Origin of the sequence: Aestuariispira insulae (assembly GCF_003385955.1) — a bacterium.
Taxonomy (GTDB): domain Bacteria; phylum Pseudomonadota; class Alphaproteobacteria; order UBA8366; family Aestuariispiraceae; genus Aestuariispira; species Aestuariispira insulae.
In genome coordinates, this window is sequence record NZ_QRDW01000008.1 from 29,562 (window position 1) to 53,900 (window position 24,339).

18 protein-coding genes are annotated in these 24,339 nt (G+C 57.8%); 7 read left to right on the plus strand and 11 right to left on the minus strand.

Going from position 1 to position 24,339, the window contains the following annotated elements; translation table 11 throughout:
- The first annotated feature begins 4 nt into the window (after positions 1-4).
- The gene (locus DFP90_RS16620; RefSeq protein WP_115937649.1) at positions 5-2,050 is read left to right on the plus strand and encodes a hypothetical protein; all 2,046 of its coding nucleotides are present in this window, start codon (positions 5-7) and stop codon (positions 2,048-2,050) included.
- Between the two features lie 15 nt (positions 2,051-2,065).
- Here DFP90_RS16620 and DFP90_RS16625 read toward each other — a convergent pair whose 3' ends face one another.
- Positions 2,066-3,493 carry a dihydrolipoyl dehydrogenase family protein gene (locus DFP90_RS16625; RefSeq protein WP_115937650.1) on the minus strand — a complete coding sequence of 476 codons (1,428 nt, stop codon included), beginning with the start codon at positions 3,491-3,493 and terminating at the stop codon, positions 2,066-2,068.
- 382 nt (positions 3,494-3,875) lie between these two features.
- Between DFP90_RS16625 and DFP90_RS16630 the strand changes: the two genes are divergently transcribed.
- Positions 3,876-5,474: a BCCT family transporter gene (locus DFP90_RS16630; protein ID WP_115937651.1), complete on the plus strand. Its 1,599-nt coding sequence runs from the start codon at positions 3,876-3,878 to the stop codon at positions 5,472-5,474.
- A gap of 92 nt (positions 5,475-5,566) precedes the next feature.
- Here the strand turns inward: DFP90_RS16630 and pepN are convergent, their stop codons facing one another.
- The 6 genes from pepN to DFP90_RS16660 are packed head-to-tail and all read right to left on the minus strand — an operon-like array spanning position 5,567 to position 11,686.
- Positions 5,567-8,206 carry an aminopeptidase N gene (gene pepN / locus DFP90_RS16635; protein ID WP_115937783.1) on the minus strand — a complete coding sequence of 880 codons (2,640 nt, stop codon included), beginning with the start codon at positions 8,204-8,206 and terminating at the stop codon, positions 5,567-5,569.
- 26 nt (positions 8,207-8,232) lie between these two features.
- On the minus strand, positions 8,233-8,871 hold the full coding sequence (locus tag DFP90_RS16640; RefSeq protein ID WP_115937652.1) for a GDSL-type esterase/lipase family protein: 639 nt from the start codon (positions 8,869-8,871) through the stop codon (positions 8,233-8,235).
- Positions 8,868-10,133, minus strand: coding sequence for a CCA tRNA nucleotidyltransferase (locus DFP90_RS16645; RefSeq protein WP_115937653.1), 1,266 nt, complete (start codon positions 10,131-10,133; stop codon positions 8,868-8,870). The genes DFP90_RS16640 and DFP90_RS16645 overlap by 4 nt, the downstream gene beginning before the upstream one ends.
- 28 nt (positions 10,134-10,161) lie before the next feature.
- On the minus strand, positions 10,162-10,473 hold the full coding sequence (locus tag DFP90_RS16650; RefSeq protein ID WP_115937654.1) for a DUF6111 family protein: 312 nt from the start codon (positions 10,471-10,473) through the stop codon (positions 10,162-10,164).
- On the minus strand, positions 10,470-11,078 hold the full coding sequence (locus tag DFP90_RS16655; RefSeq protein WP_218044711.1) for a CoA pyrophosphatase: 609 nt from the start codon (positions 11,076-11,078) through the stop codon (positions 10,470-10,472). Before DFP90_RS16655 ends, DFP90_RS16650 begins: the two co-directional genes overlap by 4 nt.
- An 11-nt stretch (positions 11,079-11,089) precedes the next feature.
- The gene (locus tag DFP90_RS16660; RefSeq protein WP_245957099.1) at positions 11,090-11,686 is read right to left on the minus strand and encodes a DUF1285 domain-containing protein; all 597 of its coding nucleotides are present in this window, start codon (positions 11,684-11,686) and stop codon (positions 11,090-11,092) included.
- Positions 11,687-11,961: 275 nt separating this feature from the next.
- Here DFP90_RS16660 and DFP90_RS16665 point away from each other — a divergent pair, with 275 nt between their 5' ends.
- The 5 genes from DFP90_RS16665 (at position 11,962) to DFP90_RS16685 (ending at position 20,041) form a co-directional block, all read left to right on the plus strand.
- A complete protein-coding gene (locus DFP90_RS16665; protein WP_115937785.1) occupies positions 11,962-12,897 on the plus strand; it encodes an AAA family ATPase in 936 nt (311 codons plus the stop codon).
- Positions 12,894-13,868, plus strand: a complete 975-nt coding sequence (locus tag DFP90_RS16670) for a DUF58 domain-containing protein (RefSeq protein ID WP_115937656.1) — start codon at positions 12,894-12,896, stop codon at positions 13,866-13,868. Before DFP90_RS16665 ends, DFP90_RS16670 begins: the two co-directional genes overlap by 4 nt.
- Entirely contained in the window at positions 13,865-16,639 is a 2,775-nt protein-coding gene (locus DFP90_RS16675) for a DUF4159 domain-containing protein (protein WP_115937657.1), read from the plus strand. The genes DFP90_RS16670 and DFP90_RS16675 overlap by 4 nt, the downstream gene beginning before the upstream one ends.
- A 14-nt stretch (positions 16,640-16,653) precedes the next feature.
- The gene (locus tag DFP90_RS16680) at positions 16,654-18,741 is read left to right on the plus strand and encodes a hypothetical protein (protein WP_245957100.1); all 2,088 of its coding nucleotides are present in this window, start codon (positions 16,654-16,656) and stop codon (positions 18,739-18,741) included.
- 115 nt (positions 18,742-18,856) lie between these two features.
- Entirely contained in the window at positions 18,857-20,041 is a 1,185-nt protein-coding gene (locus tag DFP90_RS16685) for an aminotransferase class V-fold PLP-dependent enzyme (RefSeq protein ID WP_115937658.1), read from the plus strand.
- 67 nt (positions 20,042-20,108) lie between these two features.
- On the opposite strand, the gene DFP90_RS16690 is transcribed toward DFP90_RS16685, so the two are convergent.
- From DFP90_RS16690 to DFP90_RS16705, 4 genes are all read right to left on the minus strand, one after another.
- On the minus strand, positions 20,109-20,963 hold the full coding sequence (locus tag DFP90_RS16690) for a TIGR01459 family HAD-type hydrolase (RefSeq protein WP_115937659.1): 855 nt from the start codon (positions 20,961-20,963) through the stop codon (positions 20,109-20,111).
- 48 nt (positions 20,964-21,011) lie between these two features.
- Positions 21,012-22,526 carry an EAL domain-containing protein gene (locus DFP90_RS16695; protein ID WP_181905416.1) on the minus strand — a complete coding sequence of 505 codons (1,515 nt, stop codon included), beginning with the start codon at positions 22,524-22,526 and terminating at the stop codon, positions 21,012-21,014.
- Between the two features lie 108 nt (positions 22,527-22,634).
- Positions 22,635-23,711, minus strand: a complete 1,077-nt coding sequence (locus DFP90_RS16700) for a quinone-dependent dihydroorotate dehydrogenase (RefSeq protein WP_115937661.1) — start codon at positions 23,709-23,711, stop codon at positions 22,635-22,637.
- 12 nt (positions 23,712-23,723) lie between these two features.
- Positions 23,724-24,065: a DUF952 domain-containing protein gene (locus tag DFP90_RS16705; RefSeq protein ID WP_115937662.1), complete on the minus strand. Its 342-nt coding sequence runs from the start codon at positions 24,063-24,065 to the stop codon at positions 23,724-23,726.
- Positions 24,066-24,339 lie beyond the last annotated feature (274 nt).

Consider the following 24,339-nt stretch of genomic DNA (forward strand, 5'->3'; position numbering starts at 1 on the left):
TCCGATGGGGGCGAATAGCCGCGTTGAAAACTGCGACTTCCAGATTTTGGGGCCGGACTTTGATTCCGTTGCTTTGAAGCTGATAATGGCTGCAGGTCCCTGTTCCATCGCGCAGACCTTGGGGCTGCGTCGGGAAACCTTGCAGGATGACCATATTCTGAATTACCTGAGCGCCAACAGTTTGCGCGTGATTTTCAATGTGCTTTTGACTCGGAAAATCCTCCAGATGAACCCGGCGGTAAATGAAATGGCCCGGCATGACCGCTTCGAACAACTATTACCGCCGCTTTCGGAGAACTATGCCGAAAACCAGCGGGAACGGGATCGGGAAATCTTGGAAAACAGTTTTGTTCAGGCCCGGGTCACGGATCTTTGCCGAGTGCTCAGTCCTCTCGCACAGGATGAAAATCCCATCGCAGACAGTATGCCGTCCGGGGCTGTGCGCAAAATTTACACGGATAAAATACGGCCGATCCTGGCCCAGCTGGATCTCAGCCTGGAAGCGACATTGCAGGATAGCGGGTTTGAAAGCGCGATTATTGGCGTCAACAATCTGATGATGGTCTTTCCGGTCGCGGTGATCATGCATATGCGGCGCCTCGCCCTGGAGGATGATGAATTATCGGCCTCTATTCATCCCAATCAGTTGCGAATCCTGTTCAATATCTGGCTGACCCAGAAAATCCGGGGGTTGGAGGAAGAAGCCTTTCATCAGGCCCGTGAGGAGAATTTCAATTCACTGCTGCCGATTTATGACCGGGAAGGAGCGGATGAAATCTGGGCGGCGGATCGAGATACCCTGAATTACGCCTTTGCCCAGGCGCGCATGACCAATCTGGGCATCGATGAAATTGAAAAACACAAATTGTCTGTGCCCGAGGCATATCTGAGTTCGGCTTCAGCGACAGGCGATGGCAAGGCTCAATCACCGGATGGGTTTGGCGGTGTCTTTACCAGTTGGTTCACCCCTTATGTGATGGATCTGCTGAACAGCAAGCTGCAATTGATGGTAACCGAGAATGACAAAAAGAATTTCCTGTTGAGTGACGCTTTTGCCAAGGTCTTCCTGGACCGGTTTTTTCCGAAATTGGTGTTGCCGCACATGGATCGCAATATCGAGGCGATGGCCACCAGTTTTGAATTGCATGCAAAAACCGCCAAACTGAAACTTGGCAAATTGTCGGACGAAACATCGCGTGAGCAGAGCCTGAAGAAGTTCCTGGAAAGCGACGGCGCGGAGGAGTTTCATGAATTCCTGTCCAAAAGCGCAATGATTGTCCGTGAATTTCCACAACAGCTGGGCAAGGCGAAAAAGGTGATCTCGGAACATAAGGAATCGTCTGAAAAGCAAGGTGCCTTTTCCAAGCTGTTCAAAGGCGAGGATAAAAATCTTAAATCCCGGGCAAAGGACGGCAAGAAATATCTAGCCGTCGAGCAGGCATTCCATGATGCTGCAAGCCGCCTGGAAGAGCCGCCGGTCGTCCGCCTGGATGAAACCGATTTTGCACTGTTGGGTGATTTTGTCGAAAAGATTGATCCTGCACGGATCGATATGCTCTACAAGTCGGTTGAATATGAGATTTTCAAGCCCAGCGGCGACACGAAACCAGGGGCGGCCCTGACCGATACCCTGTGCAAGATTTTCAGGGATGAGGAAACCGATCCCCTGGAAATCGGGATCATTCTGACGCAGATGATCTATCGTCGTTACCCGTTCAATTTGGAATATATTGATACCTTCTTCCAGAATAATGCGCGTTTCTCCAAGGAGAAGGTGATCGGGGCTTACCCCTATCTCAAGAATGCCATGGTTTGGGAATTGAAAAGTCAGGCAAGCCGTTTGGCGGAGCTTGCGGACCAGGATGACGAATCTGCCTTCGATGAAGAAGTGCAATTATATAAAGTTTCGCGCCGGGTCGCCCTGGTGATGGAAATGCGCGGCCCGGCGGACAAGATTGCCAAAGACCTTAGTTCGAAGCCCCTGGATCTGCCGGCTGACCGGCGGCGCTATTGGGAAGAGAAAAAACTTCCGGAGTTGCGTCCCGCCTGATAACCGGCCGGATGATCAGAATTTCAACAGGAAACGGACAATCTTCCGCATGCGCTCCGAAAAGAGTTTCGGTGTGTAATAACTGCCTGCGGCCCGTTTCGAGACTTCGCTTAATGTGGGATAGGGAATGATCAGCCCCGCCATGGCACCGATTTTCATCTTCTGCTGGATCGCGAGGGTCCAAAGAGAGATCAGTTCTCCGGCCTGTTTGCCGACAATGGTCGCCCCCAGGATCCGGCCTTTTGGATCGGTCAGCACCTTTGCGAAGCCGTCAGTTGCCTTTTCCGCCCGTGCCCGGTCATTTTCACCATAGCTCCAACGTAAAATCGTGACTTTGCCGGATCCCAGCTTTTGAATAGCCTGTTGCTCCGTCAACCCGACCTGGGCCAGTTCCGGGTCGGTATAGCTGACCCAGGGGACAGCATTATGGGAAACCTTGGCGGGCAGTTTGAAAAGAATGTTGCGAATGACAATGCCGGCATCATAACCCGCCATATGGGTGAACTGATAACCGCCGGTCACATCGCCGATGGCATAAATATGTTTGTTGCTGGTACGCAGGCGCTCGTCGACATTGATCCCGCGCGGTGAGAATTTCACATTGGCCCGGTCCAGATCCAGGCTCTCCACATTGGCCTTGCGCCCGGCGGCAATCAAAAGATGGCTGCCTTCCAGGGATTGCGTCTGACCGTCCCGGCTGATGGAAAGCTGGATGATATCACCATTTTGACTGCTGCCGACAACGCTGGTTTTCTCGTGGATCGAAACCCCTTCAGAAATGAGTTTCCGGCGCACGATGTCGGCGGCTTCCGGATCATCCTTGCCCATGAAGCGATCCATCTCGATCAGAGTCACTTTGGCCCCGAGACGCCTGTGGGCCTGGGCCAATTCGGCACCGATCGGTCCGCCCCCCACCACCAGCAGATGGTCGATCCTTTCGGTGACGTTGAAAATGGTTTCATTGGTGAAATAGGGGGTGTCTTTCAGGCCCGGAATCGGCGGGACCATCGCGGAGGAACCGGTGGCGATGACAAAATACTTCGCCTGGATGCGAAAATCACCCGCGGCGATCTCGTGGCCGCTGAGGAACCGGCCGGGAGCCTGGACCACCCGGACACCCAAACCTTCAAAGCGCTCGACCGAATCATGGGGGGCAATGCCATCGATCACGGAACGGACATGATCATGGACCGCCTGCATATCAATGGCGGGATCGGCGGATCGGATCCCGAACATGTCGGCTTCGCGAATATCCTGTGCCCTATGGGCTGCGGCAAGCAACGCTTTTGACGGGACACAGCCGAAATTCAAACAATCGCCCCCCATAAGATCCCGCTCGACCAGAACGACATTGGCCCCCATTTGGGAGGCGCCGGCCGCGACAGAAAGGCCGCCGCTGCCTGCACCGATGACACAGATATCCGCATTGATGTTTTCGACCATGATTTTTCCAGCACCCTTTATTGTTCTGACATCATATTTAGCCAACGAGCGCTGAAACACCCTTAAATTTTTAGTGAGAATGCCGTTAGCATGATTATGGCGTAATTTTTTTGTCACATGTCGTCACGGCCAAAGTCTGGACCGGGTCCATTCTTCATCTTGTCCGCCGTTATGTCGGCAGCCGGTGCCGACACAAATTAACGTATAAAAAAATACCGGCTGGGAAGCTGCAGAGGTCTTGATAGGAAATTTTCCTGGGTCTTATCGACCCGCTGTCCGTCTTATCCGGCGGGCAAGCCTGCTGTTTCAGACTGAGTCAAAATTGGATCCTCTTGAAGGCGAGTCGCTCTCCCTTCAGGAAACAGTGGAGGTTACTCAGCATATGAGTGATGAAAAACGTCCTGAATATGTCGTGGGGCAGGATAATGTCGAGAAATTCGGTTTCGACGTCCATAACCCCGTATTCTTTCTTTCCGGTCTTGTGACCGTCTTATTTGTTCTTTTTGCCCTGATCTTTAAAGAAGACGCCGCCAAGATGTTCGGCGATCTGCGCCCGTACCTGACCAACAATTTTGATTGGGTATTCATGATCGCGGGCAATATCTTCGTTCTTGTCTGTTTGTTTCTGATCGTCTCACCCTATGGCAAAATTCGCCTGGGCGGCCAGGATGCGAAACCTGATTATTCCTATGCCGGTTGGTTTGCGATGCTGTTCGCGGCCGGTATGGGGATCGGCCTGATGTTTTATGGCGTGCTGGAGCCGGTCTATCACATGCAAAATCCGCCGCTGGGTGTTGATCCGGCGAATACGGAGCTGGCGCGTGAAGTCGGCATGGCGGCAACCATCTTCCATTGGGGGCTGCATCCCTGGGCGATCTACGCTGTTGTGGCGCTGGCGCTGGCCTTCTTCTGTTATAACCGGGGCTTGCCGCTGACCATCCGCGCAGCGTTTTATCCGCTGGTGGGTAAAGCCGCCTGGGGCTGGTTCGGTCATATCGTTGATATCCTGGCTGTGTTTGCGACCCTGTTTGGTCTGGCAACCTCGCTGGGCCTGGGCGCGGAACAAGCCGGTGCCGGTCTGAGCTACCTGTTTGGTATTGAATCCACTGATTATACCAAGGTTGCTCTCATCATCGGTATCACGGCTGTTGCGCTGATTTCTGTCGTGGCAGGCCTTGAAGCGGGTGTGAAACGCCTGTCCGAGATCAATATGGTGCTGGCGGCTGTGCTGCTGATCTTCATCATTGCTGTGGGGCCGACGCTCGATATTGTCGCAGGCTTCTTCAACAATACCGTGGCCTATCTGGAGCATCTGCCAGCTCTGTCTAACTGGATCGATCGCGAAGACGAAAGCTTCATGCAGGGCTGGACCACCTTTTATTGGGCCTGGTGGATTTCCTGGTCACCGTTTGTCGGCATGTTCATCGCCCGTGTGTCCCGTGGCCGGACCGTCCGGGAATTCATCACCTGCGTTCTGATCATTCCGACCCTGGTCAGCATCCTCTGGATGACGGTCTTCGGCGGCACTGCCATCGACCAAATCGTCAATGATGGCTATCAGGGTGTGACCGAGACCATTGCAGCCTGGACCCCGGAATTGTCTCTGTTCAAGATGCTGGATCAGCTGCCGATGACTCAGATTGCGTCTCTGGTCGGTATCGTTCTGGTGATTGTCTTCTTCGTAACCTCGTCCGATTCCGGCTCGCTGGTGATCGACACCATCACCGCCGGGGGCAAGGTGGATGCACCGACCCGCCAGCGTGTTTTCTGGTGTGTGATTGAAGGCCTGATCGCGATTGCGTTGCTGCTGGGGGGCGGGCTCGCCTCGTTGCAGGCGGCGGCCATTGCCACCGGGTTCCCCTTTGCTATCGTCCTGGTCCTGATGTGTGTGAGCATCATCATTGGACTGGCGCGCGAGAAAAGGCGTGTTTGGGGCGCGTCCGGTAAAGTGGCGAAAGAGGCAGCTAAAGAAAAAGCCTGACGCGGCGCCTGAACAGGCAAAGCCGACTCAGTAACTAAAAAAGCCCCGCCGGTTTGGCGGGGCTTCTTTTTTGTCTGGTCACCGCCCGGATTTTAACCGGCAAGCGACTTACTGGCGATCTCGTAGACATCCTTGCTCAATTCTCCGGATTCCAGAACATGGCTGATGGCGGCCTTCATCTTTTCCTGATGCCCACTGTCGAACCGTCGCCACTGACCGAGCGGCCCCATAAGGCGGGCGGCAACCTGTGGATTGATCTTGTCGAGCGCGATGACCTGTTCAGCCAGGAAATCATAACCGCTGCCGTCCTGTACATGGAAATGGAGTGGATTACCGATACAAAACGCCCCGATCAGGGAGCGGACCCGGTTCGGGTTTTTCATGGTGAAGGCGGGATGCTCCATCAGGCCACGCACGTCATCCAGGGTGTTTTGCCGCGCCGACATGGCCTGGATACCGAACCATTTATCCATCACCTGCTGGTTACCCTTCCAGCGCTCTTCGAATGCTGTGAGACAGCTGGCACGTTCCGGCACATCCATATCCGTCAGATACCGCAAAGCGGCCATGGCATCGGTCATGTTGTCGGCCTGATCGAAATGGGATTTCAACACCGGGGCGGCCGTGTCGCCATCGGCGCTGCCAAGATAGCCAAGTGCGACGGAACGCAGCGCACGATGGCCGGCCGCTTCCGCGCCGGGATCAAATCTACCGTCTTCCAGACGGTGGGTTTCGTAGAGATGCTGGAACTGGTCCCGGTGAGCGGTGCCGATGGCCCGGCGCAGATGTTCCCTGGCCCCATGAATGGCCTCCACGTCAACGACTTGCATCTGTTCAGCGACATAATCTTCAGACGGCAGGGTCAGGGCCAGGGCTTTGAAGGCAGGATCGATTGCCTGATCACGCGCGATACGGCCCATGGCATCCAGGAAAGCGGGGTCAACATCCGGCTTGCCGCCGTTTTGCAGAGTTTCGACCATTTCCAAAATCAGGCTGACGCCGTAATCCTGACCGGCATTCCAGCGATTGAACGGATCGGCATCATGTGCCATTTGGAAGGCCTTTTCCGGGTGTCCCGCGTCGGATTTCAAAATCACGGGGGCGGAAAAACCGCGGTTGATGGAAAGAATCGGTTTCTCCCCGACCCCCTCAAAAACAAAATCCTGTTCCGCCTTGGTCAGGGTCAGCACATGTTCTCGCGCCTCCACCCCATCAAACCGGCAGCTCAAATCCTGGCCATCCTGACCGATCAGGGCGGTACGTAGGGGGATATAGAGCGGTTGCTTTTTTTCCTGGCCCGGGGTCGGTCGGGTTTCCTGGCGCACCCGGATGCGGAAGGTTTTGGCGGTTTCGTCATAATGTTCGGAAACGGTGACCAACGGGGTGCCTGACTGGGAATACCAAAGTTTGAAATGGGAGAGATCCATATCATTGGCATCGCTCATGGCAGCGGTGAAATCATCACAGGTGACGGCCTGGCCGTCATGGCGCTCGAAATAGAGCTTCATGCCCCTCTGGAAACCGTCCTCGCCCAGAATAGAATGCATCATACGGATGACTTCGGCACCTTTTTCATAAACAGTGGCGGTATAGAAGTTATTAATCTCGATATAGCTGTCCGGGCGCACAGGGTGTGATAGAGGGCCTGCATCCTCCGGGAACTGGCGCGCGCGCAGCATACGGACATCCTCGATCCGCTGCACGGCATGGGAACGCTGGTCTCCGGAAAATTCCTGGTCGCGGAAGACGGTCAGGCCTTCCTTCAGGCTGAGTTGGAACCAGTCTCGGCAGGTGACACGGTTGCCGGTCCAGTTATGGAAATATTCATGTGCCACAATGCCTTCGACCAATGCGAAATCAGCGTCCGTCGCGGTTTCCGGATCGGCCAGGATGTATTTGGCATTGAAGATATTGAGGCTCTTATTTTCCATCGCGCCCATGTTGAAATCGGAAACGGCGACGATGTTGAAAATATCCAGGTCATATTCCAGGCCAAATCGCTCTTCGTCCCATTTCATCGAGCGGATGAGCGAATCCATGGCATAAGCGCAGCGGCTCTCGTTGCCATGTTCGACAAAGATCCTCAAGGTGACGTCACGATCACCCATGGTGGTGAATCTGTCCTCCATCATGGCCAAGTCACCCGCCACTAGGGCAAATAGGTAAGAGGGTTTCGGGAAAGGGTCGTCCCAGACCGCATAATGACGGCCATCGGGCAGATCACCATTTTCCACGTTATTGCCATTGGACAGCAGCACCGGATAGTCGGCCTTGGGCGCGCGGATTGTCACCCGGTAGGTGGTCATCACGTCCGGGCGGTCCGGGAAGAACGTGATCCGTCGGAAGCCTTCCGCTTCACATTGGGTGCAGAACATGCCGTTCGACTGGTAAAGCCCTTCCAGCTTGGTGTTAGCCTTGGGATTGATGCTGGTCTGAATCTGAAGCTCAAATTCTTCTGGCAGATCGCGCAAGGTCAGGCTTTCTTCAGTCAGCTCATAGCGCCCGTCCGGCAGTTCGCGGTTGTCGAGCCAGACCGATACCAGCGCCATGTCCCTGTCACCGTCCAGTTCCAGTGGCACCTCCATTCCGGCCAGCCGGGTGACGGCCATTGTGGTGGTGACCAGGGTGCTTTCCGGATCCAGGTCAAACACCATCTCCACATGGCGCAGCCGATAGGCGGGCGCGGTATAGTCCTGAAGACGGATGACGGGCGGGTTAGTATCTGCGCTCATATAAATCTGCTCTTCACTTAAGAGGGTTAGTCGAACCAGCGGCGCCAGGGCCGCCAATTTTCAATCAGCCGGGACAGGAATTCATAACCCGCGCCGGTGGGATGAACACCATCACCTTCATTCAGACTGTGATCCCATTCGGGCGTGTCGGCAAGATGGCCATGACAATCTAGATAGGGGATATCGAGCCGCTTTGCCAGGGTGGAGAAACGGGCATTCAATTCCGTGACCCGATCTGCATGAAACCGATAGGTGATGCCCTTGCCGGGGCTGATTTTCGGATTGTCCCGGCGCACTGGTGTCGGTCCTAACCATAGAACGGGCCAGGTTGCGGCTGAGGCGGTCAAAACGGCCTCGGCATTTTCCAGGGATTGTGCCAGCGAAACCCTCCGGCTGTCCTGTTCATCCGCGATATCATTCAGGCCGAACATGAAGGTGATGCCGGCGGGGACATGGCCGGGCAGGCGTGCACGGCATTCATCCTGCCAGCGATCCCGGATCTGGCTGCTGGTCTCGGCGCGTACGCCGAGATTATAGCAGGTGAGGTCATGGCCGTTTGCCGTTATTTCCGCTGCGCTCAGACGCCCTGGCCAGCCCCGGCAATCAGCGTCGCCGGTGCCGTTGGTAACGCTGTCGCCGACAAAACAGATCCGCCGAAGGCTCATGCAGGTAATTCCCGATTGTCCGTGGCAAGCTGGCGCAGTTTTTCCTGGCAGGCAGAAAGATCGGGCCGGAATCCTTCATGGATCCACCAATCCCGGACTTGGGCAAGCCTCGCACCGATCGCGGGGCCTGGGGGCAGGCCCAGATCCTGTGCGTCCCGGCCACGTAGCTCGAATCTGGGCAGACCGGTTTGTTCGGCATAGTCGATGACATCATGCCAATGGCCGGGCGCTTCTACCGCGAGGCCGATCATGGCGGCATCAATTGCACCTTCGGGCCCGGTCCGGAAATAGGTGAGAAAAAAGTCACTGTCGCCCGGTTGCTGGCCGTTAAACGGTTTTGAGAGGATCTCAGAAAAGCGATGCTGTTCCGCATTGGACAGGCGTAAGGCGCGGGCATGCTTTTTGGCATCCGCAAAATCCATCGCATCATAGAACAGGCAGGCCAGGCGCCGGATCGGGTCGGCAGGTCCGCGTTCCTTTTCCAGTGCGATCAGTCGATTAAGATGGTCCAGTCCGGTTTCGTCAAAATGAATGGCGCCGGCAGCGGAAAGCATTTCAAAGACACCGGCGCTATACATCAGGCGCAGGCTCGGGGCCGGATCATCCGCAGCAAGAAGCTTTAGCAACTCCACCCGCACGCGCTCGGCGGCCAGCCGGGGCAGGTGGACGGCCATGGACTGGCAGGCGGCAATGGCTTCGGCATCGGGCGCGCCCTTGCCATAGTGAGCGTAAAAGCGGAAATAGCGCAAAAGCCGCAGGACATCCTCTTCCAGCCGGGTCTTGGCATTGCCTACGAACCGGATATGACCGGTTTTTGCATCTTCGACACCGTTGAAAAAATCAGTGATCAGCCCTTCGCCATCCATAGAGAGCGCATTCATGGTGAAATCACGCCGGCTGGCATCTTCCTTCCAGTCATCGGTGAAGGCGACTACCGCATGGCGACCATCGGTTTCCACATCTCGGCGCAGGGTCGTGATTTCATAGGGGATATGACTGGCAATGGCGGTGACCGTGCCATGTTTCAGGCCGGTTGGCACACATCGGATACCCGCCAGTTCCAAAAGCTGCTGAACCTTTTCCGGCGGCAGGTTTGTGGCGATATCAATATCGCCGATCGCGCGTCCCAACAGCGCATCACGCACACAGCCGCCAACGAAACGGGCCTCCCCGCCGCCATTGGATAGACAATCCATCACCGCACGGGTTTCCGGGGTGGCCATCCAGGGCTGTTTCGGCAGTCGGGTTTGGTGCGCAGTCATGATATCTGTCAGCTAAAAATATGTTGGCTCATTGCTGTGTTGGTTCGTTTGTTGGCGCATCTTCGAAATGGCCGGGGACCAGGACCCCGTCTTCCATGCGCGGCGGCACATAGATGCTGTCCCGGTCATGGGTGCTCGGGATCCCGATGATCAGCAGGCTGACGACGGTAAGGATGCAGCCGCCGCCGATAAGCCAGGGCCAGGGCAGCTTTTCCCATTCCGGCAAAGGTTCGCCCGTTGCCATCGCCTTGGCTTTGTGGCGGCGCAGCTTCATCCAGAAGAAATACAGCACCGTCGGTGCGATCAGCGGAAGAAGAATTGTCAGAATTAACTTAATCATTGCTCACTCAATATATCCACCAGATTAACCAGCATGCCGGCTGTCGCGCCCCAGATATAATACTCCAGGTAGGGCATGACATAGAAATAGCGTGTCTTTCCCTGCCATTCGCGTGACCGTTTTTCATGATTTTCCCGGGCCATGAAAAACGAGAGCGGCACCTCGAATATTTCTGCGACCTCAAAGGAATCCGGGCTCAGGGAAAAGGGCGGCCGCACCAGGCCGACAACCGGTGTCACATCAAATCCCGTTCTGGTGATATAGCGGTCCAACTGGCCGATGGTTTCGATATGGCGGCGGTCGAGGCCGATTTCTTCCTCGGTTTCCCGTAAGGCGGTCTCAATCAGGCTGTCATCATCCGGTTCTACCCGGCCACCGGGAAAACTGACCTGGCCGGCATGGTCATTCAAATGATCGGTCCGCTTGGTCAAAAGCACGGTCAGGCCGTCCTCGCGCTCGATGATCGGGACTAATACGGCGGCGGGGACAAGCCGGTCGCGCACTGGTGCCATGCCGGGATTCAGATCATCATCGCCCCGGTTGCGCCCCAGCGGGCGATTGATGAATTGATCGAGGATTTGCTGCCGTTCCAACGGGTATTCCATGCTTTCCGGTTTCATACGCTGCCTAAGGGAAAGAAAGAACCATGGCTCCAGACGCCCAAAATCGTCTGTCCGTTTTCTTCCCCCTCTTCCGCGGGCCCTTCTTCCGCAAGATTGGCCAGGTCAAAAAAGACCGCCCGGCCGATCAAAGCTTCCAGGCCGTCCCTGACATGGATGTAAGGTGATGGTGTGCCTGTATCAAGATCTTCTTCAATCCGAAGAGTGTGGTTTTCATCCAGAGCCACCCAATGATCCAGATTGGTCCGAAAGCCCAATTTTTGCTCGCGGCCGCTGCCCTCGACGGTCATTTCAACCGCGACAAAGGGCGCATCCTCAACCTCGATTCGGCCTTTTTCCCCGGGGGTGACCAGCCAGAAATCGCCGTCTTTATCCCGTTGCAGGACGGTGGCGAAAAGCTGGCACAGTTTGATCCGGTCGATCGGGCTGTCTTGATAATGCCAGCTGCCGTCCCGTTTGATGCGGATATCAAAGTCGCAATAATGGTCGGGCCAGGGAAAACCGGAGAAGCCGCCACCTGTTTCCATCAGCTGTTTAAGCCTGGTTGGCGCGGTTTCTTTCATCTTTGATTGCGGTTTTTTATCTTGGCTCATCCCTGGGATGTCTTTCTCGCGATTATTTTATGATACAAAGATCTGTTAAGACTTATATAGTCATTAGACCATATACTGGGAATTAGACAGTTTTCATTACTGTTCAACCCTGTTGTCCGAAACTGGTTACCGGCAGATCCCTGGACGGGTCTGTGCGGCCCAAAAGCTCCTGGAGGTATGCCTTGTCCAAGCTCGATTCAGACGGCACTGTGGAAACCGAGACCTTGGAACCTGTTCCGGATATCGAAAACCAGTTGGAACAGATTGTCGATTCCATGAATCGTGCCCGGCAGGAGATCCAGCGGGTTATCATTGGGCAGGACCAGGTCGTCGACCAGTCCCTGATCACCCTTTTGGCCGGCGGGCATGCCCTGATGGTTGGCGTGCCGGGGCTGGGCAAGACGCTTTTGGTGGAAACCTTGGGGCGCGTGCTGGGCTTGGATGAAATGCGCATTCAGTTCACCCCGGATTTGATGCCGGCGGATATCCTGGGATCTGAGGTGCTGGAGGAAGGCGATGATGGAAAGCGCCATTTCCGTTTCATTAAGGGGCCGGTTTTCACCCAGCTTCTGATGGGTGACGAGATCAACCGCGCCAGCCCGCGCACACAATCCGCCCTGTTGCAGGCCATGCAGGAAGGGCGGGTGTCGATCGCGGGGGAATATCACCGTTTGCCGCAGCCGTTTCATGTGCTGGCGACCCAGAACCCGATTGAGCAGGAAGGCACCTATCCGCTGCCGGAAGCACAGCTGGACCGGTTCCTGGCTCAGATCAATATCGAATATCCCGACAGCGCGTCGGAACGTGAAATCATCCTGGCCACCACCGGCGTCAGTCGGGCGCAGGCGGATCGTGTGCTGACGTCGGAAAAGCTGCGCGATGCCCAAAAACTGGTGCGTCATGTGCCGGTGGGCGACAGTGTGGTAGAGGCCATCTTGACCCTGGTCCGCAGCGCACGGCCGGAAAGCAGCCCGCTGGAACTGGTCCAGCGCCATGTGGCCTGGGGACCGGGGCCGAGGGCCAGCCAGGCACTGATGCTGGCGGTTCGGGCCCGTGCGGTGCTGGACGGACGATTGGCACCATCCGTTGATGATGTGATCGCGTTGGCAAAACCGGTGCTGCAGCATCGCATGGCGCTGAGCTTCAGCGCGCGTAGCGAGGGTGTGACCTTACAGGATGTCGTTGGAGGCCTGACGGAGCAGTTGCGTTGAGAAAACAGCATGCCGATCATAACCTGACCCGGGATCAGGCGCTCAGCCTGGCAGAGCATCATGTTGCGGACATGCCGGGATTGATGATCGAGGCTGAAAGGGTCGCCGCCACGGTGGATCAGGGCATTCACGGGCGACGGCGTACCGGCCAGGGCGAAAGCTTCTGGCAATATCGGGCCTTTCACCAGGGGGATAGTGCGGCCCAGGTGGATTGGCGGCGTTCCGCAAAATCAGACAGTCTTTACGTACGGGAATCCGAATGGGAGGCGTCCCAGACCGTTTGGGCCTGGCGCGATTCCTCCCCATCCATGGCGTTCCGGTCGGTGCGCGGCCTGCCGACCAAGCTGGACCGGGCGACAGTCCTGACCCTGGGGCTGGCGATCCTGCTGCTGCGCTCTGGCGAGCGGATCGGTTTAATGGATGGCGTGACCCGCGCGGGGTCCGGCAAGGCCACCCTGCACCGGCTGGCCGAAGCGTTGACCCTGACACCGGGCAAGGTGGCGGGCATTGGCGCGGATACCCTGGAACGTGGCCTGTCGGAGAGTTTGCCGGCACCGCTGCCCCTGCCGCCTTTTGGCCAGGTGGTCCTGATCAGTGATTTCCTGGCGCCGATGGACAAGCTGCTGGGCATGATGGAGGCGATGGCCGACCGGCGGCAAAAAGGCCTGTTATGGCTAATCACGGATCCTGCGGAAGAGGCCTTGCCCTATCGTGGTCGGGTGCGGTTCTCCGGCCTGGAGGAGGAGGGTATGCTGCTGGTCCGCAAGGCGCAGTCACTGCGCAGCGAATATCGGGAAAAACGCCATGCCCATTATGCTGCCCTTCGAGACCAGGCGCGGCGGTTGGGCTGGCAGTGGCTGGAACATCGGACGGATATGCCCGCGGAAACCGCTTTGCTGGCGGCATTTCAGTCACTCAGCCATGATCGGGGCGGTGCGGATTGGCAGGCACGCGCGGGAGAACATGGATGATCAGTTTCGGCGCGCTCAGTTTCATTGAACCCTGGCTTTTGCTGGGGCTGTTGGGGCTGCCTCTGCTCTGGTGGCTGCTCCGGGTGACGCCGCCGGCGCCAAAGCAACTGCATTTTCCGGCCATCCGCCTGCTCTTCGGTCTGAATGCTACGGAACAGACCAGCGCCGACGCCCCCTGGTGGCTTGTGCTGTTGCGGCTGGTGGCTGTGGCTCTGCTGATCGTGGCCTGCGCGCATCCCCTGATGAATGATAACCGGACCCTGAAAGGCCAGGGGCCGCTGGTGTTGGTGGTTGAAAACGGCTGGACTGCTGCAAAGGGCTGGACCGGTCGTATGGATGCTTTGAGCGCGATTGTTGACCTGGCCGGGCGTGAGGAGAGGGGGGTGATCACGGTGAGCACGGCCCCTGGCGCGGATGGCGAAGTGCCTGCCGCGCGCCAGATGAACCATGATGATGCTTTGAGCTGGCTGAAATCCCTGCAGCCATTCCCGTGGCCGGGTGATCCGGAGGCGGCGGTTGACGCGGTTGAAGAGGCATTGTCTGAAGGGCCCGCGAATGTGGTTTGGGCCGGTAGTGGGCTGATGCCGATGGAAGGGGCGGGATTATTCGGCCGCCTCCAACGCTATGGCACTATCAAGATTCTCACGCCGGAAAGTCAGGCCTTGCCGGCCTTTGTGGCGGTGGAACGCGGGGCGGCCGGTCATCCGACGGTGCGTATCAGCCGGGCTTCGGACAGTTTTCCTCAGCAGCTGGCCGTTTTGGCGCGTGGCGCTGACGGACGGGTTCTGATGCGCCAAGATGTGACCATGGCACAAGGGGAGAAATCCCGGGAGCTGGCTCTGGAATTGCCGCAGGCGATTGAAACGCAGTTGGCCTATATCGAGGTCCAGGGCGAGCGGCATGCCGGCGCGGTCTACCTTCTGGATACACTTTGGGATCGGGTGGCGGTCGGTTTGGCGCAAAATGTAGCGGCAGGCAGTTCGCTGACGTTGCTGTCGGATAATTATTACCTCACGCGGGCCTTGGCACCCGAGGCTGAGATGAGCCAGGCTCCTGTGGACATCCTGGTTCGGTCGGGGCAGGGCATGATTGTGCTGCCGGATGCGGTAGCCCTGGCAGAAGAAGAGCGGGAGATGCTGGACCGCTGGACCCGCGATGGCGGGGTCTTGGTGCGGTTTGCCGGGCCCAGGCTTTCCCATCATCCCGACGACGGGTTGCTGCCGGTGACTCTGCGACAGGGCGGCCGGATACAGGATGGGGCCATGCAGTGGGGCAGTGCAGTCAAGTTGGGCGCGTTTTCCGATGACGGGCCCTTTGCCGGTTTGGAACCGTCTGAAGATGTGACCGTCACTCGTCAGGTTTTGGCGCAACCGGGCCCGGATCTGGCTGCGCGCACCTGGGCGGAACTGGATGACGGAACCCCCTTAGTGACCGGCAGGCGACTGGGCAAGGGCTGGCTGGTTCTGTTCCACACCACGGCGAATGCGGACTGGTCCAGCTTGGCGCTTTCGGGGTTATTTGTGGAAATGCTGGAACGTCTGGGCCGTCTTTCCTCCAGCAGCCAGACCACCTTGGGTGACGAGATCAAGCTGCTGCCACCGCTAAAAACACTGGATGCGTTTGGAGAATTGGGGCCGCCGCTCAAATCCGCACGGGCATTGCCCGTCGAAGACGGCGAAGACGGTGCCGGAACGGAAGGCGGCCTCTCTGCCCTGTTCCCGCCGGGGCTTTATGGCTCGGAAGGGTTTGGTAGAGCTGTGAATGTCATGGATCATATGACGGTACCGGAGCGGCTCTCGGATATTCCCCCAGGTGTGGAACTGGATGGCTATCGAACCGATGCGGGCTTTGATCTGCAACCCTGGCTGCTGGTATCGGCGCTGCTTCTGGTCTTGCTGGATGCCTGGCTGTCCCTCTATCTGCGCGGACAATTGACCGCGGTCCGGACCGCGGTACCGGTTTTGGCACTGATCCTGGTCGGGATTGTGCAACCCGGCAGCGGGCAGGCCCAGCAAACCGTGATTTCCCCGGCCGCAGCTCCGGGCGCCAACAATCCCCGGGAAGCATTTGCGTTGGCGGCGTCGGGTGGCACCGCGCTTGCTTATGTGGTTACCGGCAACGATCAGGTGGACCGGATCAGCCAGGAAGGCCTGGAAGGGCTGGGCCGGGTGCTGAACCAGCGCACCGCCGTGGAGGCGACCCAGCCGATTGGGGTAGATCTGGTCCAGGATGATCTTTCATTCTTTCCGTTGCTCTATTGGCCGATCACCCCGGACCAGCCGGATCTTAGCCGGACGGCGGTTGAAAATCTCAATCAATTTATGGCGGCGGGTGGCACGATCCTGATTGATACCCGCTCCAAGAATCCCAATAGCCTGCTGGATTCGGAGCGCAGCGAACTTTGGCGACTGACGCGGGGGCTGGATATTCCGCCTTTGACCAAGATCCCGGCTGGGCATGTTTTGACCAAATCCTTTTACCTGCTGCAGGAATTTCCAGGCCGTTGGCAGGATGGCGGCCTTTGGGTCGAGCCGCAGGGGCGCGGCGCCAATGACGGCGTGTCCCGGATGGTGATTGGCAATGCGGATTGGGCCGGGGCCTGGGCGTTGGATTCCTATGGGCGACCGCGTTTTGCGACCGTGCCCGGTGGTGAGAGGCAGCGAGAAATTGCCTATCGGTTCGGGGTCAATCTGGTGATGTATATGCTGACCGGAAATTACAAAGCCGACCAGGTGCATGTGCCGGCGATTTTGGAACGGCTGGGGCAATAGGGGATGATGGGATCGTGAATACCGCAAGCATTGCCTGGTCACCGATGGTCTCGCCTGAGATCCTGGCGGCGCTTGGCCTCTTATGTCTGCTGACCGGAATCTATGCTATGGTCCGCCGGGCCAGAGGCAGCATGGTCAGGATCTTTGTTTTTGCAGCCATCCTGGTGGTATTGGCCGATCCCAGTCTGGTTCTGGAACAGCGGGAGACCCGCAAAGATGTGGCGCTGATCATGGTGGACCGGACGCCGTCCCAGGGTTTGGGGGCGCGGGCTGAACAGACCGACGCCGCAGAAAAGGCCTTACTTGAAAGCCTGGCCATCCATGAAGATACGCTTGAGATCCGCAGGGTGACCCTGCGTCATGACAATCTGGCGGAAGGCCGGCGCGGGACCAGGCTGCATGATGCCCTGCGCGAAGCCGTTGCCGACATCCCGCGCCAGCGCCTGGCGGGTACAATCATCATCTCGGACGGCCAGATCCACGATGTGCCGCCAGTTGAGGAGATTGAGGGCCAGCGCCAGGTGAGTGCGCCCGTTCATGTGTTATTGACCGGCAGCGCGCGGGACCATGACCGCAGGCTGGTGGTGGTCAAGGCACCGGGCTATGGCGTGGTCGGCGAACAGGCGACCCTGACCGTGCGGGTGGAAGACAGCCGCATGGCGGAAGGCCAGGCCGGTCTGGTCCTGAAAGTAGCGGGCGAACGGGAGCGCCGGATCAATGTGCCGCTGGGCCGGGATGTGCAGCTGGAAGTGCCGCTGGAACGGCGCGGCAAAATGCTGATCTCGCTGGCAACGGATGTGGTCGATGGGGAATTGCTGGCGGAAAACAACCGCGCGCTGGTCACGGTGAATGCAGTGCGTGACCGGTTGCGGGTGCTGCTGGTGTCTGGGGTGCCGCATCCGGGCGAGCGGACCTGGCGCAATCTTTTAAAGGCGGACCCTTCGGTGGATCTGGTGCATTTCACCATCTTGCGCCCACCGGAAAAACAGGATGGCACCCCGATCCATGAGCTGTCGCTGATTGCCTTTCCGACCCGGGAGCTGTTCCAGAACAAATTGGAAGAATTTGATCTGATAGTTTTTGACCGTTATCGCCGCCGGGGCGTGCTGCCGTCGCTTTATTTACGCAATATCGTTGAATTTGTCCGCAATGGCGGGGCGCTGCTGGAAGTGGTCGGCCCTGGATTTGCCGGGCCGATGAGCCTTTATCGCACCGCCATGGGCGAGATATTGCCAGGTGAGCCGACCGGGGCGGTGATTGAGCGAGGCTTTAAACCGGCCCTGACCGGCGATGGCCTGCGTCATCCGATCACGGCGCGCCTGCCCGGCGGGCCGGTGATCTCCCTGGAAGATGACATCCGTTGGGGCCGGTGGTACCGCCAGATTGAAGTGCGGCCCAGAGGCGGCAATGTGTTGATGGCCGGGCTGGATGACAATCCTTTGCTGGTGGTCGACCGGGTTGGCAAGGGCCGTGTCGCGCAATTGACCAGTGACCAGATCTGGCTCTGGGCCAGGGGCTATGAAGGCGGCGGGCCTTATGCGGAACTGATCCGTCGTCTGGCCCATTGGCTGATGAAGGAACCGGAACTGGAAGAAAACGATCTGCGGGCCACGGTCCGGGATGGGCATATGCAAATTGAGCTTCGCAGCCTGCTGCCGATTGCACCTTCGGTCGACATCTATAAGCCGGATGGCAGCAAAGAGACACTGACCCTGAAACATACGGGCAATGGCCGCTATCAGGGCGGGGTTGGCGTTGATCAGAACGGCATTTACCGGGTGACGGACGAAACCCATGAGGTGTTGGCGGCGGTTGGCGGGGCAGCGGGGCTGGAACTGGCGGAAGTGATCTCCACCGATGCCCAGGTCGCGCCTTTGGTGAAGGCAAGCCAGGGGTCGGTGCGCTGGATCGACAACCGGGTACCGGATATCAGGTTGCGGCGCACACTGAGCGCTAGCGCGGGGAATGACTGGATCGGTCTGCGGCGCAATGAGGATCATGTGGTAACCGGCTTGCAGGTGGTTTCCCTGTTGCCGGCCTGGGTCTCGCTCTCGGTTCTTCTGGCGCTGCTGCTGCTCGCCTGGCGGCGGGAAGCGGAATAAAAAGTCATTTCGCCCGATTTTGCGTAGTATTTGACGCAAATTTACTTGACCGGATGCCGCGCTGCACACAGAGTCGGCCTGTTGCAACCGGGGTTGAAACTGTGCGGGTTAGAGAATGAACATAACGTCCAATGACAGCGGCCAAGCCGCGCGAATGGAATGGGGACGGGATGCCAGGAAATTCTGGTATCTGGAAGAAGAATGCACCTATCTGAATCATGGCGCTTATGGAGCCATATCCAGGCCAGTCATGGAAGCGGCGGAAAAAACGCGGCACGGGATCGAGCGCCAGCCGACCCGCTATCTCCGGGAAGAGCTGATCCCGCAATTACGTGGTTCCGCCAGCTTGTTGGGCAGTTACCTGGGCGGCAATGGCGAAGACCTTGTCTTTGTCGATAACGCCACGACCGGCGTGAATGCGATTTTGCGATCCCTGGCGCTGTTGCCCGGCGACGAGATTGTCACCACGGATCATTGTTATGGCGCGGTTCTGCGCACCCTCGAATTTGTTGCCGAACGAGCAGGCGCACGGATCATCTATGCCAAAGTGCCTTTCCCGGTCAGGGATCCGGGTGATGCGACCGAGGCGATCGTCGGCAAGCTCAGCCCGCGCACCAGGCTTGTAGTGATTGACCATGTGACCTCGCCAACCGCGGTGAAATTACCGATTGCGGACATTATCGATGAATGCCAGGACAGGGCCATCCCGGTTCTGGTGGATGGTGCCCATGCGCCGGGCATGTTGAATTTGAAACTGAACGAGCTGGGGGCGACCTGGTATGTGGGCAATGCCCATAAATGGCTGGGGGCGCCGCGCGGCTGTGGCTTCATCTGGACCGATCCAGACCGGCAGCACCGTTTGCGCCCGACCACGATCAGCCATTTTATCGGCGACGGCTATAATATGGCCTTTGACTGGCCGGGTACTAAGGATTTCACCCCCTATCTTTCGATCAAGGATGCGATTGTCTTCCGCGCCGGTTGGGGGGAAAAGGAAATCTATCAATATTGCCGGACTTTGGTGCGTGATGGCGCGAACCTGCTAAGTGAGGCCTGGGGTACGGAGCGTGGTGAGTCCGACAGGATGAGCGGCTTTATGGCCACGGTTGCCTGGCCGGGTTCCGAACCGGCCAAGGATGATGCCGCCTTGACTTTGATCCGCAAATTCCGCGACGAACATGGTATCGAGGTTGCGGTCAAACCCTTTGCCGGGAAATTGTGGGTCCGGACCTGCGCCTATATCTACAGCGAACTTGGTGATTTCGAAAAACTGGCCAATGCGGGCCGGGCCTATCTGTGACCAGGGCATGAAAAACCCCGGAAAGCCGGATGGCGGTTTCCGGGGCAAAAATTAGCGCTGTTATCTTTTACCAGACGAACCGGGCCACCGAGTATTTCGGCGTGATCGCGTAAATATCAAACAGGTTGGCCAGCGCCACTTCGTTGGGCGGGTTGCCCACTTCATCGGCATGGATGCCGCCGCAGACAAACAAACCATCCCCGCCCGCGTCATTGGCGCCCTTGATATCATGGCGCAGAGAATCCCCGATGCCTAAGATGCGGGTGCAATCGGGGGCCAGCGCCTTGCAATGGTCGTAGGTTTCTTTCTGTGGCTTGCCGTGCCAGCGCACAGGCCCGCCCATTTCTTCATAAGTTTTGGCCACCATGCCGGGACACATGTTCAATGTGCCGTCGGGTGCCACACTGACCAGATCCGGGTTGGCGCAGATCAGCGGCAGGTTGCGGGTCACGGCCTTTTCCAGGATCGGGCGGTAAAAATCCAAATCCCCCTGGTCGGTGCCGGTGCAGAGGATGAAATCGGCATCATCGATATCATCCACCTTCTGTTTGTCGGAACCATCGGTCACAGCGTTGGAATCGTCATTCCAGCTGAAAATCACATAATTTTTGCCGAGAGCCGCATAGAAAGGATCTTTGGGCTCGAGGAAATTGCGATGGACCATCTCGCCGGAGGTGACCACATGATCATAATAATCCGGCTTTACCCCCATCCGTTCCATGCGGGCAAAGGAATCCTCCACCCGTTTTCCGGAATTAGACAGGATGATCACCCGCTTATTGGCCTCATGCAGTTTGGCCAATGCTTCCAATGCGCCGTCATGGGCGGTTTCGCCATTATGGATGACGCCCCATTGGTCGATCAGGAAAAGGTCGTAATCGTCGACGATCTCGGAAAGGCCGCTGACCAGATTTGTGCTCATGATGCGAAATAAGTCCCTATTGGGTAAAAGACGAATGGCAAAGGCCGATCAGATTGCCCGCATGCCGGTGGTGGGGTCCTTGCTGATCCGTGGTTCGCCGAACAAGAAACCCTGACCATAATCAATATTGAAGTCGAGCAGTTCAATCAACATTTGCTCGGTCTCGATATTTTCAACGATCATATCGATACCCTTGTCATCCAACTGCTGTTTGAAGCTGCGAATCTCGCCGCCGGCAGGGCTTTCCTTGAACCGGTTGATCAGGGCCTTGGCGTCAACCTTGACGAAATGGAAATGATGACGCTGCAATTCTTTGAAATCCAGGTCGAAATCGGTGACGCTGTTCAAGGCGAAGCGGTAACCCATCCGGCCCAGGCGGTCCATCTGCGGGCTCAGTCCATTCAGGTCGTCCGGCACATCGCCCTGTTTCAGTTCCATGACCAGGCTGGGGGCCAGATCCTGATGGCTTTCCATATAACTGATGAATTCCTTCAGGAATTTTTCATCGCCCAAGCTGTAGGGCGAGACATTGCAGAAAAAGGCCATGGAATAATCATGGGCGCGCACCTTGCGCAGCAACTGGACCGATCGGAAGAGCAGCATATTGTCGATGGCTGCGACCAGTCCTTCTTTCTCGGCCACTGGCATATATTCCTGGGGCTTGATCACCGCGCCATCGGCGGCCCGGATCCGGCTGAAACACTCATAAAACCGGCGCTTGCGCTGGGGCAGGCTGACAATAGGCTGTAAATAGAGGTCGATCCGGTCATGGCGCAGGCCTTCACGCACCGTGTCCAGAAGGGCGCTGTCGCTGCCCTTGCCGACAATGCGCAGGCCCCGGCGCTTTGGCTTGACCGGTTCCGGGGCGGGTGCGCTCTCGGTTTTGCGGCCATAAAGGCCATCATCATTATAAAGCTGTTCGACCAGGGAATGCAGCACCTTCACCTCGGCCTCCATATCCTGGAGCTCCTTGGTCTGCAGGCCAGACTGGCCTCCTGCCTTTTGCACTTGGCGTTGTTCGGGGAAGAGGGGTTCATCCTCATCTTCCGGTGCGTTGTGCAATGGCGGCCGTTCGGGACGGGCATCGGGCAGTGGCATTTCCCGGTGCATCCTGTCGGGACGGGGGGGCACCTGCCGGGGCGCGGCCTGTCTTGGCATGGGCTGCGGCGGGCGGTCCTCGGCAGGGGCCGGGCGACTGGATGGGAAATCACTGCCGCTGACCGGCGGATCGGGGCGGAAAAAATCTTCACTGTCCGAAATCGGATTGCGCGGGGCGGGGCGTCGACCACCCTGGCTCCTGATATCGGCCAGCGCCTGCTGCAATTCCTCTTTTTGCAGGTCGTAGGCCTTTTTTAAGGCCAGCATGCGGCGCACGGTCTGGGCGTCATTCTGGCGGCGGGTGAAAATCTCATGGGCCAGCGCACAGGCCATGAAACTGACGATGGCCAACAGGATCGCAATGCCGCCCGCCGTCTCCGGCAAGAGCGCAGGCAAAAGCAGCGCGATCATCGCCGCGAGCAGCGCATATCCAGCGATCAAGATGCCATGCCAGGCTGTTTTCATTCTACCCCCGGGCCCAAAGCCGAAAGCAAACCGAAAACCTGCGAAACCCTCCCGCCTCGCAAGTTTTTGCTTCTTCATACCACTATTATAACGAAATCAAGCCGTTGGCTAGGATTCCTTAACCGAAGCCTTTGCATGATCGGCACCGACCGCCTCTTGGACAGAGGCAAAGCCATCGCGTTTAAGGCATTCCGCCAATTCCCGCTTGATCGCAGGGATGAGCGCCGGACCATGGAAAACCAGGGCGGTGTAGAGCTGGACCAGGCTGGCCCCGGCGCGGATTTTTTCATAGGCATCGCGGCCGCTGGCCACCCCGCCGACACCGATCAGCGGGATTTTACCCTCGGTGCCGATATAGACCTTGCGCAGCATCTCGGTGGAGGGGCCAAAGACCGGCTTGCCACTCAGCCCTCCGGTTTCCCTAGCGACATCCTGGTGATGCAGGCTTTCCGGCCGGGCGATGGTGGTATTGGAGACGATCATGCCGTCCAGAGCCTGCTCAAGCGCGAGATTGCAGATCTCGGCCACATCCTCGTCATTGAGGTCGGGCGCGATCTTGACCAGGACCGGCAGATTGCGCTCCCGGGCCACCGCATCGCGCTCGCGCCGAACTGCCTGGATCAGGCCAATCAACTCGGACGGGTCCTGCAGGGCGCGCAGGCCCGGTGTGTTGGGGGAAGAGACATTGATCACCAGATAATCGGCAAAGGGGGCCAGCTTCCTGGTGCCCATGGCATAGTCGGCGGCGGCATCCTCGGAGGTTTTATTCTTGCCCAGATTGACCCCGATGATGCCGTTGTGACGCTTTGCCAGATTTTTCGCCGCCTCGTCCATGCCCAGATTGTTAAAACCCAGCCGGTTGATCACACCACCATCGTCCGGCAGGCGGAAGATGCGCGGTTTCGGATTGCCGGGCTGGGCCTTGGGCGTGATCGATCCGACCTCGACAAAGCCCATGCCGGTGGCCAGCATGGCGGCCGTTACCTCGGCATTTTTGTCAAAGCCGGCGGAGAGGCCGATCGGGTTGGGGAAGCGGCGGTTCCACAAAGTGGTTTCCAGCACCGGATCATCATTACCGGTATCCTTCGGCCCCAGGCCCAGTTTGAGCGCTTTCAGGGTCAGGTTATGGGCGGTTTCCGGATCCAGGCAGCGGAGCAGCGGCAGGGCGAGGCTGGCAAGAGACATGGGGCTTGGTCCTCAGTCGGTCAGGTCGGGGAAAAGATGCAGGCCATGCGGCCCCAGTTCCAGCGGTATCGCCATTTTGACAGCCGAAAGCGGCAGGTCGGCATAGAGATGCGGGAACAGCTGGCCACCCCGGCTTTCCTCCCATTTGAGCGCTGCGCCCAATTCATCGCCCTCGGCCCCGATCAGGATCAGGTCGGTTTCGCCTGCGCGATGTTTGGCGGCACTTTCCGCCACCTGGGCGGCGGTGGAGAAATGCATGAAGCCATCGGCCAGATCCTCCGGCGTGCCGGTATAGGCCCCGGCTCGTTCTGCCTGTTCCCAGGCCGCTTTTCGTGCCAGATGATAGATGATCATGGAATGCCTCCCGCCGAGCGTTGAAATATCCCGTTTTCTTTAAGGGCTGCGGGCGGAGAGGTCCAGATTTATTGAATTTTGGCGACTCGGCCTGCCTATTGCAGGTTTTTTTCGGGCGGAGAGTCATTTTTGTAGCGCACCAGCGAGAAGGGCAAAGTATCTAACATATGTAGAGCTATGAAAATAAATGCAAATATGACGCGAATATGCAAGTTGTCCTCCAGGAATACTGTCACACCATCGGCGCCAAAGTGGTAATTGTATCAGTATGATG